We start from the raw sequence: 12,842 nt of genomic DNA, 5'->3' as shown, positions 1-12,842 counted from the left end.
CCTTAGGGGTTAGCTCCCTGCTTTGGTTAGCATTCAGCGATGCGCTGCGGCGTGTCTTTTTTCGCGTATTCGGAATGGAGAGCGCTATGGCTTGGAACGAGCCGGGTGGCAACTCGAACAATCAAGACCCCTGGGGTGGCGGTGGGCGTCGAGGCGGTAGTGGTGGCGGTGGTAACGGCGGGGGCGACAACAATCAGGGCCCGCCAGACCTGGACGAAGCGTTTCGCAAGCTTCAGGACCGTCTGAATGGAATGTTCGGAAGCAACAACAAGCGCAGTGGCGGCAGCTTCGGCGGTGGTGGGGCTGGGCGCAAGGGCGGCTTTGGCCTGCTTGGCATTGCGCTGGTCGTGGCGCTGGCGGTCTGGCTGTTCAACGCGGTATACATCGTCGACGAGCAGGAGCAGGCCGTGGTGCTGCGCTTTGGCAAATACCACGAAACCGTGGGGCCTGGCCTGAACATCTACTTTCCGCCGATCGATCGCAAGTTCCAGGAAAACGTCACGCGCGAGCGTTCATACAGCAAGGCCGGGCAGATGTTGACCGAGGATGAGAACATCATCGAAGTGCCCTTGACTGTCCAGTACCGGATCTCGAACCTGCAGAACTTCGTGCTGGCAGTCGATCAGCCAGAGGTCAGCCTGCAGCACGCCACCGACAGTGCCATTCGTCATGTCGTCGGTTCGACCGTGATGGATCAGGCCTTGACCGAAGGTCGTGAAGTGATGGCGGCGGAGGTGCGTGAGCGCCTGCAGGGCTTCCTGGACAGCTACAGCACAGGGATCGTCGTGTCCCAGGTCAACCTGCAGAGCGCTGCGGCGCCGCGCGAGGTTCAGGAAGCCTTCGATGACGTGATCCGCGCTCGCGAAGACGAGGTTCGTCTGCGCAACCAGGCTGAGTCCTATGCCAACGGCGTAGTCCCCGAGGCACGCGGTGCTGCACAGCGTCTCCTGGAAGAGGCGAGCGGTTACCGGGATTCGGTGATCGCGAGGGCCCAGGGTGAGGCCGAGCGCTTCACGCGCCTGCTCGTCGAGTACAGCCAGGCACCGGAAGTCACGCGTGAGCGTCTCTACATCGATACGATTCAGGAAGTCATGTCCAATACCAGCAAGGTTCTGATCACTGGCGAGAGCGGCCAGAACAACCTGCTCTACCTTCCGCTCGATCGCATGATCGGTGGTGGCGCCGGCGCTGGCGCGGCGGGCGCGGGCGGCAGTGCCACCGGTCCCGCTCAGCAGGGCGGTGCCGCAAGCACGCTGCGCTCGGGTGAGGCGGCGCGATTGCCGGGCGACCTCGATATCCGGGATGCGCGTACGAGGGAGGTTCGCTGATGAGCAACAAGTCTCTTACCGCGCTGATCGTGGGCGTGGTTGCTGCACTGGTGCTGTGGAACAGCTTCTACATCGTCATGGAAACAGAGCGCGCGGTGCTGCTGCGCTTCGGGCGAATCGTTCAGCCTGACGTGGAGCCTGGGCTGCATATGAAGCTTCCGTACGTGAACAGCGTCCGTAAGTTCGATGCGCGTCTGATGACCCTGGATTCCGTTACCTCGCGCTTTCTGACCCTTGAGAAGAAGGCTTTGATGGTGGACGCCTATGCCAAATGGCGGGTGGATGATGCCGAGCGCTTCTATACCGCTACTTCCGGCATGAGGGCGATTGCCGACGAGCGGCTTTCTCGCCGTCTCGAGGCGGCGCTGCGTGACCAGTTCGGTCGGCGTACACTGCACGAGGCGGTGTCCGGCCAGCGTGACGAGTTGATGGCGCAGGTCACCGCCAGTCTCAATCGCGCCGCTCATCGGGAGCTGGGTATCGAGGTGGTCGACGTGCGGGTAAAGGCCATCGACCTGCCGCGGGAGGTCAATCGCAGCGTTTTCGAGCGGATGAGTTCCGAGCGGGAGCGCGAGGCGCGTGAGCATCGGGCCAAGGGTCAGGAGCTGGCTGAGGGGATTCGCGCCGATGCCGATCGTCAGCGTCGGGTACTGCTCGCCGAAGCGTTCCGCGTCGCCGAAGAGATGCGCGGTGAAGGTGACGCCGAGGCGGCCGCCATCTATGCGCAGGCGTATCAGCAGGACAGCGAGTTCTATGCGTTCTACCGCAGTATGCAGGCTTATCGGGAGAGCTTCTCGAGCAAGGACGATATCCTTGTCCTGGATCCGGGTAGCGATTTCTTCCGCTACCTGCAGCAGGCGCGATAACCGCGGCGATACCCGGCGGCCAGCCCGCCGGGTGACCCCGATAGAAAAGATTGCTATGATCCGCGAGCCGGGATAAGCCCGGCTTTTTTGCGTCTGCAGCACCCATGTGCGCGGGCACGTTGTCCTTGACTGCGGTCAGGACGGCTCATGCAGCCCTGGCCTTGCCGGGGTTGAACGAAGAACAGCTTTGCTGCCCGGTTCCCCGAGGAGCTGGCTTGCTGGACGAGAGGTGATGGCGACATGGCAACGGTGGATCGCTGGCTGCTGCCAGATGGCATCGAGGAAGTGCTGCCGGCGGAGGCCGAGCGCATCGAGAGCGCACGGCGCCGTATGCTGGATCTGTTCCAGCGTTGGGGCTATGAGTTCGTGATCACCCCGCACATGGAGTTTCTCGAGTCGTTGCTGGTGCACGCCGGGCATGACCTGGACCTGCGTACATTCAAGGTGGTCGATCCGCTGTCAGGTCGACAGATGGGTTTGCGAGCGGACATAACCCCGCAGGTCGCGCGACTTGATGCCCACGCCTTGCGACGCCAGGGGCCGGCGCGCCTGTGCTATGCCGGGAGCGTACTGCACGCCAAGCCCAGAGCCTTGTCCACCTCGCGCAGCCCTATCCAGCTGGGCGCGGAGTTGTATGGCGATAGCAGCGCCGGCAGCGATCTTGAAGTGATCAGCCTGATGCTCGAGATGCTCGAGTTGTCCGAGGTCCCGGATGTCCATATGGACCTGGGGCACGTCGGGATCTATCGAGGGTTGGTGCGTGCTGCCGGACTCGATGGCGAGGCCGAGCAAGCTCTGTTCGATGCCCTGCAACGCAAGGCGATGGATGAGGTCACGATGCTCACGTCCGGACTCGAGTCGGGGCTGGCTGGGATGCTGCGTGCGCTTGCGCGCCTGTGCGGCGGTCGGGAGATTCTCGAGGTTGCGGAAACGACGTTGGCCAGTGCGCCGGCTGATGTTCGTGAAGCCTTGGCCACGCTGCGTCAGCTTTCGGCTCAGTTGGCGGTCCGTCATCCGCAGCTGCCGTTGTATTTCGACCTTGGGGAGCTGCGTGGGTATCACTATCACACGGGTGTGGTGTTTGCCGCCTTTGTTCCGGGCAGCGGCCAGTCCATCGCCCAGGGTGGGCGCTACGACGATATCGGCGCCGACTTTGGTCGGGCGCGACCCGCGACCGGCTTTTCGGCTGACCTGAAGACCCTGGTGGTGCTGGGTAATGCGCAGTGGTCGGTTGCGCCATGCGGAATCTGGGCGCCGGTGCTCGATGATCCCGCCTTGTGGCAGCAGGTCAGTGCTCTGCGCCGTGCCGGTGAGCGAGTAGTGCAAGCGCTCGAGGGGCAGGGCCTCGACGAGGCGCGCGCTGCAGGTTGCGACCGGCAACTCCGGTTGCAGGATGATTCCTGGTCGGTGGTGCCGCTTGTCCACTGATCGATCCGCCCCGGCGAGTCTACGGCTGGGACGGGTGTTCTGAATAAACTGCCGGTCCGACCGGCTTGCTTCGCTAAGAGGACAGAGGTTTATGGGTAAGAATGTCGTGGTCCTGGGCACCCAGTGGGGCGATGAGGGAAAGGGCAAGATCGTCGACCTGCTGACTGAGCACGCGGCCGCCGTCGTGCGTTTCCAGGGTGGCCACAACGCCGGGCATACCTTGGTCATCGACGGTGAGAAGACCGTCCTGCACCTGATTCCCTCGGGGATCCTGCGCAGCAATGTGCAGTGCCTGATCGGCAACGGTGTGGTGGTTGCACCCGACGCCCTGATGCGCGAAATCACCAAGCTGGAAGAGAAGGGCGTGCCGGTGCGCGATCGCCTGCGTATCAGCTCGGCCTGCACCCTGATCTTGCCTTACCACGTGGCGCTGGATCAGGCCCGCGAGGCGGCTCGCTCCGAGGGCAAGATCGGCACTACCGGGCGCGGCATCGGTCCGGCCTATGAGGACAAGGTTGCCCGCCGGGCGCTGCGGGTGGGCGACCTGCTCAACCCCGAGCGTTTTGCCAGGAAGCTGCGCGAGCTGCTCGAATACCACAACTTCATGCTGCAGAACTTCTACAAGGTAGAGCCGGTTGATTTCCAGCAAACCCTGGAGGATGCGCTGGCCTTTGCTGAAGCCCTTAAACCCATGGTGCTGGATGTCACGGTGCGCTTGCACGAGTTGCGCAAGCAGGGCGCCAATATCATGTTCGAGGGTGCGCAGGGTTCGCTGCTCGACGTCGATCACGGGACCTACCCCTACGTCACCAGCTCCAGTACCACCGCCGGCGGCACGGCCACCGGTTCGGGCTTTGGCCCGCTGTACCTGGATTATGTGCTCGGCATCACCAAGGCCTATACCACTCGAGTGGGCTCCGGCCCCTTCCCGACCGAGCTGTTCGATGAGGTGGGTGCGCACCTTGCCAAGCAGGGCCATGAGTTTGGTTCCACCACTGGTCGCGCCCGGCGCTGCGGTTGGTTCGATGCGGTCATCCTGCGCCGGTCCATCGAGATCAACAGCATCTCCGGCATTTGTCTGACCAAGCTCGACGTGCTGGATGGGCTCGAAACCGTACGCATCTGTGTCGGGTACAGGGATCAGGCCGGTAATGCCATCGAGGCGCCGACCGATGCGGACAGCTACGAAGGCCTGGTGCCTGTCTACGAGGACATGCCTGGCTGGAATGAATCCACTGTGGGTGCCAAGAGCCTGGATGAGCTGCCGGCGAATGCCAGGGCCTACATCAGTCGTATCGAGGCGCTGGTAGGCGCGCCGATCGATATCGTATCCACCGGCCCGGACCGCAACGAAACGATTGTCATGCGTCACCCTTACGCCTGAAACGAGGAGGCCGCCTGCGGGCGGCCTCTTGCCTTGCAGTCCAAGGCTTGTCGGGCTGCATGATGATGGCGAGTCCTGTCGGGCGGGCATAAAAAAACCGAGCCAATGGCTCGGTTTCTTAAAGATGGTGCCCAGGAGAAGACTCGAACTTCCACGATGTTGCCATCGCTAGGACCTGAACCTAGTGCGTCTACCAATTCCGCCACCTGGGCATCGCCATTTTTTGCTGACTGACTTCAGCCGAAGCTGGCAAGCTTCGTTCCAGATGTGACTGGATCACGGGATCCGAGTTCATCGTTTGGAAAGTGGTGCCCAGGAGAAGACTCGAACTTCCACGATGTTGCCATCGCTAGGACCTGAACCTAGTGCGTCTACCAATTCCGCCACCTGGGCACTGCTACAGTAACAGTTAGCCGGTAAAGGCCTGTGTCGCTGTGGGCGCGAACTATAAGGAAGGGTCCTGACCTTGTAAACCCCTGGCGGTAAAAAATAATTGGCGTGAAGGCTGTGCTGGGCCGGCTTTTGCGCTTCAATAGGGCAAAGTCCGAATTCATAGAAGGTAACCTGACTTAATGGCCGATTGGCATTCCCTCGATCCTGAGGCCGCGCGCGAGGCGGAAAAGTACGACAACCCCATCCCCAGCCGTGAGCTGATTCTTCTCCACCTGGGTGAGCGTGGCTCACCAGCGACGCGCGAGCAACTGCTCCAGGAATTCGGTCTCGAGAGCGAGGATGACGTCGAGGCCTTGCGGCGGCGCCTGCGCGCGATGGAGCGTGACGGTCAGCTGATCTATACCCGCCGCGGTGCCTACGCCCCGGTGGACAAGCTTGATCTGATCTGTGGGCGCGTCAGTGGTCATCGCGACGGCTTCGGTTTTCTGGTGCCTGACGACAAGACCGAGGACCTGTTCCTGAGTCCGGCGCAGATGCGTCTGGTCTTTGATGGTGATCGTTGCCTCGCGCGAGTGGCCGGCGTCGACCGGCGCGGCCGCCGCGAAGGGGCAGTGGTGGAGGTCCTCAGTCGTGCTCATGAGAGCGTCGTGGGGCGCTACTACGTCGAAAGCGGCGTCGGCTACGTGGAACCCGACAACCCCAAGGTGCAGCAGGAGGTGTTGATCACCCCTGGTCGTGATGGTGGTGCCAGGCCCGGTCAGTTCGTCGAAGTGAAGATCACTCACTGGCCCACCCAGCGCTTCCAGGCCCAGGGCGATATCGTCGAGGTTATTGGCAATTACATGGCGCCGGGGATGGAGATCGACGTCGCGCTGCGCAGTTTCGATATCCCGCATGTCTGGCCCGAAGCCGTGGAACGCGAAGCGGCCCGGCTCAAGCCCGAGGTGGCCGAGCGGGACAAGGAAAAACGGGTCGACCTGCGGCACCTGCCTTTCGTCACCATCGATGGTGAGGATGCCCGCGATTTCGACGATGCGGTGTATTGCGAGCGCCCTGGCGGCCTGAGGCGTATCGCAGGCGGTTTTCGCTTGTATGTGGCCATCGCCGACGTCTCGCATTACGTCAAGGTGGGCTCTGCGCTCGACGAAGAGGCGAAGAACCGCGGCAACTCGGTGTATTTCCCCGAGCGCGTGGTGCCGATGCTGCCGGAGGTGCTGTCCAACGGCCTCTGTTCACTCAATCCGCATGTCGATCGTCTCGCAATGGTGGCCGAGATATCCCTCAGTCGCTCGGGCAAGATGACCGACTATCAGTTCTATGAAGCGGTCATTCATTCCCATGCCCGGCTTACCTACAACAAGGTCGGGACGATTCTCGAGCACGGTCGCACCGCCGAGGGCAAGGCGCTGGCTGAAGAGTACGCCGAGGTGGTGCCGCACCTGAAGCAATTGCACGCCCTGTTCAAGGTGCTGCTCAAGGCGCGTCATGAGCGGGGTGCGATCGATTACGACACCCAGGAAACCCGCATCCTCTTCGGCGAGAATCGCAAGATCGTCGAGATCCGGCCTACCCAGCGCAACGACGCCCACCGTCTGATCGAAGAGTGCATGCTCTGCGCCAACGTGGCGGCGGCCGAGTTTCTCTCGAGTCACGAAGTGCCGGCGCTCTATCGCGTCCATGACGTGCCGCCAGCCGAGCGGCTGGAAAAGCTCCGCGGCTTCCTTGGCGAGCTGGGGTTGGCGCTGCACAAGGGCAAGGGTGATCCTTCGCCGAAGGACTACCAGGCACTGCTCGAGACGATTCAGGATCGCCCGGACTTTCACCTGATCCAGACGGTGATGCTGCGCTCCATGAGTCAGGCGGTCTACAGTGCCGATAACCATGGGCACTTCGGATTGAACTACGAAGGCTACACCCACTTCACATCACCGATCCGTCGCTATCCGGATCTACTGGTGCATCGGGCGATTCGCAGCGTGATCCGCTCCCGCAAGGACACGCCTCATGTGAATCGAGCCGGCGCTTCGAGCATGCCCAAGGCCCGCATCTATCCCTACGACGAGGCAAGTCTCGAGCAACTCGGCGAGCAGTGCTCGATGACCGAGCGACGGGCTGATGAAGCCACTCGCGATGTCACCAACTGGCTGAAGTGTGAGTACATGCAGGATCGGGTAGGGGATGACTTCCCCGGCGTGATCACCGCGGTGACCGGCTTTGGCATCTTTGTCGAACTGACCGACATCTATGTCGAAGGGCTGGTTCATGTAACTGCCTTGCCAGGTGATTATTACCATTTCGATCCGGTCCACCATCGCCTCAGTGGCGAGCACAGCGGCCGCAGCTATCGCCTGGGCGACACCGTCGAGGTGCGCGTGGCGCGCGTCAACCTGGATGAACGCAAGATCGACTTCGAACTTATCGATGGGGGCGGGAATGCCAACACCGAGCGCTCAACCAAGGGGCGGGCGGGCGCTTCAGGCTCCCGCTCGTCGACCTCGGGCAAGGCGGGCGGAGAGGTGAGCAAGAGTCGTGAAATGAAAAAGGCCTTGCTTGACGAAGCTCGTCATCAGGTCAAGAAGGCGCCAGGCGGCCGGGGTGGCTCGGCGGGCAAGAAATCGGCTTCCGGAGAGGGCGGCAAGGCGCGCGGCAAGCCTGCAGCTCCCTCAGCGGGTGCTCCCCGCAAGCGCAGGACCAAGTCATGACCACGCTGGAAAAGATCTATGGTCTGCACGCTGTCGAAGCCTTGCTGCGCCATCACCCCAAACGGGTCAAGCGCATCTGGCTGGCGGCGGGACGCGACGACCCGCGCATCCGGGCACTCATCGACCTCGCTCGCGCCGAGCGGGTGGTCGTGGAGTCGGCCGACCGACGCGAGCTGGACGAGTGGGTCGAAGGTGTCCACCAGGGCGTGGTGGCCGAGGTCACGCCAAGCCAGGTCTGTGGCGAAAACATGCTCGAGGAATTGCTCGAGCGTAGTGATCGGGTGCCCCTGATCCTGGTGCTCGACGGCGTGACCGACCCGCATAATCTTGGTGCCTGCCTGCGCACCGCGGACGCGGCGGGTGTGCAGGCGGTGATCGTGCCGAAGGACAAGTCGGCGACGCTCAACGCCACGGTGCGCAAAGTGGCCTGCGGGGCGGCGGAGGTCGTGCCGCTGGTAGCGGTGACCAATCTCGTCAGGACCCTCGAAAAGCTCCAGCAACGGGGACTGTGGGTGGTCGGCACCGCTGGCGAAGCCGAGCGTGATCTGTACGCCCAGGATCTGACCGGCCCCACCGTGCTGGTGATGGGGGCCGAAGGCAAGGGTATGCGGCGACTGACGCGGGAGACCTGTGACTATCTCGTGCGCTTGCCCATGGGCGGCAGCGTCAGCAGTCTGAACGTTTCGGTAGCGACCGGCGTCTGCTTGTTCGAAGCGGTGCGCCAGCGGGGAGCGACAAAGGCTCGCTAGGCTGGCGGAACTTTTCCTGTTTCCCGCTGGGTCAAAATTCGATTTTGCCGCCTCTGTAACGTTGGGGCGGCTCTTGTGCGGTCGTTCATCCAGGAGACTGCCCTGCGACCGGTACGGTCATGCCATGGAGAACTCTGCCTTGTCGGTCCTCTCGTTCGAAGCTCTTTTCCGATCCGCCCCCAATGCCTATGTCGTGCTTGCGCCAGACCTGTCGATCATCGACGCCAATCGGGCGTACCTCGAGCTGACGGGCAGGTCGCTGGAAGAGATCCGCGGCCGACGGCTCCATGAGGCGTTTGCGCCTGACCCCCGTCAGCCCGAAGCCGGTCCCAGCCTGCTGGCCTCTCTCGACCGGGTGCTGCAACGGAAGAAGCCTGACACCCTGCCCGTGATCCAGTACTCGATCGCGCGCCACACCCCTGAGGGGCCCGTCCTCGAAGATCGCTACTGGAGTGCGACCCATACGCCCCTGTTCGATGAGCACGGCGAGGTCTCGGCCATCCTGCAGAACACGTCGGATATCACCGAACTCGTCAAGGCGGGTCACGGCCCGTCGGCGTCAGCGGGGCAGCCACCGCTGGTACAGCTTGAGGAGGGAGTCATCAGTCGTGCGCTCAAGGTGCAGGACGAAGGTGATCAACTGCGCCGGCTCTTTTCCCAGACCCCGGGTTTCGTCTGCTTCATGCGAGGTCCCGAGCACGTCGTGGAAATGTTCAACGACGCCTTCCGCTCCCTGGTTGGCGATCGGCCGCTGATGGGCATGACCGTGCGGCAATGCTTTCCGGATCTCGAAGGGCAGTTGTTCATCGGGCTCTTGGACCGGGTCTATGAAAGCGGTGAGGCCTATGTCGGGCGGCGCATGCCGATCAGCCTGCGACAGCAAGGTGGCGTTCTCGAGGAGATGTTTGTCGACTTTGTGTATCAGCCCATCGTTGAGGTCGATGGGCGTGTCTCGGGCATCTTCATTCAAGGCAGTGACGTAACCATGCAGCAGCGTAGCGAGGCGGAGCTCGAAGAGTATCGTCTGCATCTGGAACGGTTGGTGGAGCGGCGCACGTGCGAGCTGCAGCAGAGCGAGGCCGATCGGCAGGTTGCCGAGGCGGCACTGCTCCAGGCGCAGAAACTCGAGGCGGTGGGCAAGCTGACAGGTGGCGTGGCGCATGCATTCAATAACATGCTGCAGATTATCGGTGGCAACCTGCAACTGCTGCGACGCAATCTGGGTACCGATCCGGTGGCCCAGCGCCGGCTCGATTCGGCCGTTGGTAGCGTGGAGCGTGGTGCGCGGCTGGCCTCCCAGTTGCTCGCCTTCTCGAGCCGTCAATCGCTGCAGCCCCAGCCGCTAGACCTGGCCGATCTGGTCGAGCAGATGGTCGACCTGCTCTCCGGGTCGCTGGGGCAGGGGATCGATATCCAGCTCGATCTCGATCGCCAGGCCTGGCCTGTGCTGGCCGACAAGAGCAATCTCGAAAGTGTCATTCTGAACCTGGCGGCCAATGCCAGCGATGCGATGGGTGGTAGGGGGCGATTGCTGATTCGTGTCGCCAGGCATTCGTCGCATGACGGACAGCAGGTGCTGCTGAGTGTGGTGGACGAAGGCTGCGGAATGTCCGCCGAGGTTCGCAAGCAAGCCTTCGAACCCTTTTTCACCACCAAGCGTGATGGAGGTTCCTCGGGCCTGGGGCTGAGCGTGGTCTATGGTTTCATCAAGCAGACCGGCGGATCCATCGAGCTGATTCCTGTGTCCAGGGGCGGTACCGAGGTCCGTGTCTGCTTTCCACGGCATCCTGATTCGCCGGCAGCGGCAGGCGGGCGGGCAGCGCCGGAGGGTCCAGCGGAGGTGGATATGCAGGCAGAGACGGGCGGGTTGCGCATTCTCTTCGTCGAGGACGATCCTACGCTGCGGATGTTGACCGGCGAGGTCATGGCTGAGCTTGGGCACTCGGTCTATCTTGGCGAGACTGCCGAAGAAGCGCTCGATCAGTTCGACCGGGAGTCCTTCGATGTGCTCTTCACCGACATCGGCCTGCCGGGCATGAGTGGTCTGGAGCTGGCTCGGCGAGTGCGTGAAAAACTTCCGGGGCTGGAGATCGTGATTGCCTCGGGATATGCCATCGACGTCAGGGCTGAAGCGCTCGACGGCGTCCACGCGGTACTCAAGCCCTACGACATCGAGAGGGTGCGCGCGCTGCTCGACGGCATTCAGGGGCGGCTCGGCTGATCCGACGGCAAGCCTTGCGCGGTGTTGCTCCCTTCTCTAGAATGGCGCCCCTTGCCTTCAGGGCAGGCTTGCGCTCGCCTGTCGGCAGGCACAAGAAACCATTCACTCCTTGCCTGATCGCGTTGGCGGCAGGCTACAACCCGTAAGGAGCATCTATGCGTCATTACGAAATCATCTTTCTGGTTCACCCGGACCAGAGCGAGCAGGTCGGCGGCATGGTGGAGCGTTACACCAAGCTGATCGAAGAAGACGGCGGCAAGATCCACCGCCTGGAAGACTGGGGTCGTCGTCAGTTGGCCTACGCCATCAACAACGTTCACAAGGCTCATTATGTGATGCTGAACGTTGAGTGCACCGGCAAGGCCCTGGCCGAGCTGGAAGACAACTTCCGCTACAACGATGCAGTCATCCGCAACCTGGTCATCCGTCGCGACGAAGCCGTAACCGGTCAGTCCGAAATGCTCAAGGCCGAGGAAAACCGCAGCGAGCGCCGCGAGCGTCGCGACCGTCCCGAGAACGCTGACAATGCCGGTAGCAACGACAGCGATAACGATCAAGACAACGCTGGCGAGTAATCCCAGGACTCATTGAGGAGCCGACTCATGGCACGTTTTTTCCGTCGTCGCAAGTACTGTCGCTTCACCGCCGAAGGCGTGAAGGAAATCGACTTTAAAGATCTGAACACCCTGAAAGCCTACATCTCCGAGACTGGCAAGATCGTTCCCAGCCGGATCACCGGGACCAAGGCCAAGTATCAGCGTCAGCTGGCGACCGCCATCAAGCGCGCCCGCTACCTGGCCCTGCTGCCTTATACCGACAGCCACGGTCGTTGATTGACTGGCCGATAGCTGAGCAAGGAAGAGAGAGCGCGTGCGCGCCCTAGCCGATTTTGTGATGCGTGGTCGCAAGCAGGCCACCCTGGTGGTGGTCGCTTCTGCGGCGCTGCCGATGCTGTTCTGGTTGAGCGCCGCCGTGAGCAGTCTGGTACTGCTGCGGCGTGGTCTGAGCGACAGCCTTGGGGTAGTTGCCTGGGCGCTTTTGCCCGGTGCGGTCTGGTGGTACCTCGGCGACCCTCGGGTGCCGATGGTCCTGCTGGGTACCCTGGCGCTGGCCTTGGCGCTGCGCAGCGAACTGCCCTGGCGGCAGGTCATGCTGTACAGCGTCGGCCTCGGCGTGGTGTACGCGCTGGTGCTGGGCGCCGTGTTCGATGAGCCCATCGCCAGCCTCAGTGGCGAGGTGCAAAAGCTCCTGCCCCAGGCCCTTCCGGGGGTGTGGGAGCAGATGTCGGGCGATGAACAGGCGCGTCTGGAAGCGGTGCTGACTGGCGTGATAACCGGGCTATTGGCGGCACTGTTGCAGATGCTGACCCTGGTGAGCCTGATGCTTGGGCGTTACTGGCAAGGCGTGCTGTACAACCCGGGTGGTTTCGGGCGTGAGTTCAGGGAGTTGCGTTTCCCGCCGCTCCTGGGGCTGACGCTGCTGGCAGCCACGCTGCTGGGGCCGAACCTTGGCGCAGGCACGGCCATGCTGACGCCGCTGTGCAGCGTACCGCTGATGTTTGCCGGCCTGGCGCTGGTACACGGGCTGGTTGCACAGGGACGCCTGGGGCGATTCTGGCTGATCGGGATGTACGTCACGCTGGTGCTGTTCGTGCAATTGCTCTATCCGTTGCTGGCTTTTCTGGCCGTTGTCGACAGTCTGTTGGATTTTCGCGGTCGCGCTTCCCGAAACCGGGGCTCGGGACCGGAGAACGGTTAAATTTCGAAGGTAA

General features: G+C 62.6%; 10 protein-coding genes and 2 tRNA genes. 10 read left to right on the top strand and 2 right to left on the bottom strand.

Going from position 1 to position 12,842, the window contains the following annotated elements; translation table 11 throughout:
• Positions 1 to 86 precede the first annotated feature (86 nt).
• From hflK to ACFOMF_RS03520, 4 genes are all read left to right on the top strand, one after another.
• Positions 87 to 1,328, top strand: a complete 1,242-nt coding sequence (gene hflK, locus ACFOMF_RS03535; RefSeq protein WP_386361310.1) for an FtsH protease activity modulator HflK — start codon at positions 87 to 89, stop codon at positions 1,326 to 1,328.
• Complete coding sequence (hflC, locus tag ACFOMF_RS03530) at positions 1,328 to 2,194, top strand: protease modulator HflC (RefSeq protein ID WP_386361308.1); 867 nt, start codon at positions 1,328 to 1,330, stop codon at positions 2,192 to 2,194. The genes hflK and hflC overlap by 1 nt, the downstream gene beginning before the upstream one ends.
• A gap of 240 nt (positions 2,195 to 2,434) precedes the next feature.
• Positions 2,435 to 3,622: an ATP phosphoribosyltransferase regulatory subunit gene (locus ACFOMF_RS03525; RefSeq protein ID WP_386361306.1), complete on the top strand. Its 1,188-nt coding sequence runs from the start codon at positions 2,435 to 2,437 to the stop codon at positions 3,620 to 3,622.
• Between the two features lie 91 nt (positions 3,623 to 3,713).
• Positions 3,714 to 5,006: an adenylosuccinate synthase gene (locus tag ACFOMF_RS03520; RefSeq protein WP_386361304.1), complete on the top strand. Its 1,293-nt coding sequence runs from the start codon at positions 3,714 to 3,716 to the stop codon at positions 5,004 to 5,006.
• Positions 5,007 to 5,131: 125 nt separating this feature from the next.
• Here ACFOMF_RS03520 and ACFOMF_RS03515 read toward each other — a convergent pair.
• Together ACFOMF_RS03515 and ACFOMF_RS03510 are read right to left on the bottom strand one after the other, a co-directional pair.
• A tRNA-Leu gene (locus ACFOMF_RS03515) sits at positions 5,132 to 5,218 on the bottom strand.
• A gap of 94 nt (positions 5,219 to 5,312) precedes the next feature.
• Positions 5,313 to 5,399: transfer RNA gene (locus tag ACFOMF_RS03510), tRNA-Leu, on the bottom strand.
• Between the two features lie 179 nt (positions 5,400 to 5,578).
• Between ACFOMF_RS03510 and rnr the strand changes: the two genes are divergently transcribed.
• The 6 genes from rnr (at position 5,579) to ACFOMF_RS03480 (ending at position 12,829) form a co-directional block, all read left to right on the top strand.
• A complete protein-coding gene (gene rnr, locus ACFOMF_RS03505) occupies positions 5,579 to 8,101 on the top strand; it encodes a ribonuclease R (RefSeq protein ID WP_386361302.1) in 2,523 nt (840 codons plus the stop codon).
• Positions 8,098 to 8,850 carry a 23S rRNA (guanosine(2251)-2'-O)-methyltransferase RlmB gene (gene rlmB, locus ACFOMF_RS03500; RefSeq protein WP_386361300.1) on the top strand — a complete coding sequence of 251 codons (753 nt, stop codon included), beginning with the start codon at positions 8,098 to 8,100 and terminating at the stop codon, positions 8,848 to 8,850. The genes rnr and rlmB overlap by 4 nt, the downstream gene beginning before the upstream one ends.
• Positions 8,851 to 8,989: 139 nt before the next feature.
• Positions 8,990 to 11,071, top strand: coding sequence for a PAS domain-containing protein (locus tag ACFOMF_RS03495; RefSeq protein WP_386361298.1), 2,082 nt, complete (start codon positions 8,990 to 8,992; stop codon positions 11,069 to 11,071).
• A gap of 155 nt (positions 11,072 to 11,226) precedes the next feature.
• Positions 11,227 to 11,646: a 30S ribosomal protein S6 gene (gene rpsF / locus ACFOMF_RS03490; protein ID WP_386361296.1), complete on the top strand. Its 420-nt coding sequence runs from the start codon at positions 11,227 to 11,229 to the stop codon at positions 11,644 to 11,646.
• A 27-nt stretch (positions 11,647 to 11,673) separates the two neighbouring features.
• On the top strand, positions 11,674 to 11,904 hold the full coding sequence (gene rpsR / locus ACFOMF_RS03485; RefSeq protein ID WP_386361294.1) for a 30S ribosomal protein S18: 231 nt from the start codon (positions 11,674 to 11,676) through the stop codon (positions 11,902 to 11,904).
• A gap of 37 nt (positions 11,905 to 11,941) precedes the next feature.
• Entirely contained in the window at positions 11,942 to 12,829 is an 888-nt protein-coding gene (locus ACFOMF_RS03480) for a hypothetical protein (RefSeq protein WP_386361292.1), read from the top strand.
• The last annotated feature ends 13 nt before the right edge of the window (positions 12,830 to 12,842 follow it).

Source organism: Stutzerimonas tarimensis (assembly GCF_042648805.1).
GTDB lineage: Bacteria > Pseudomonadota > Gammaproteobacteria > Pseudomonadales > Pseudomonadaceae > Azomonas > Azomonas tarimensis.
This window is presented reverse-complemented; position numbering and strand designations above follow the sequence as displayed.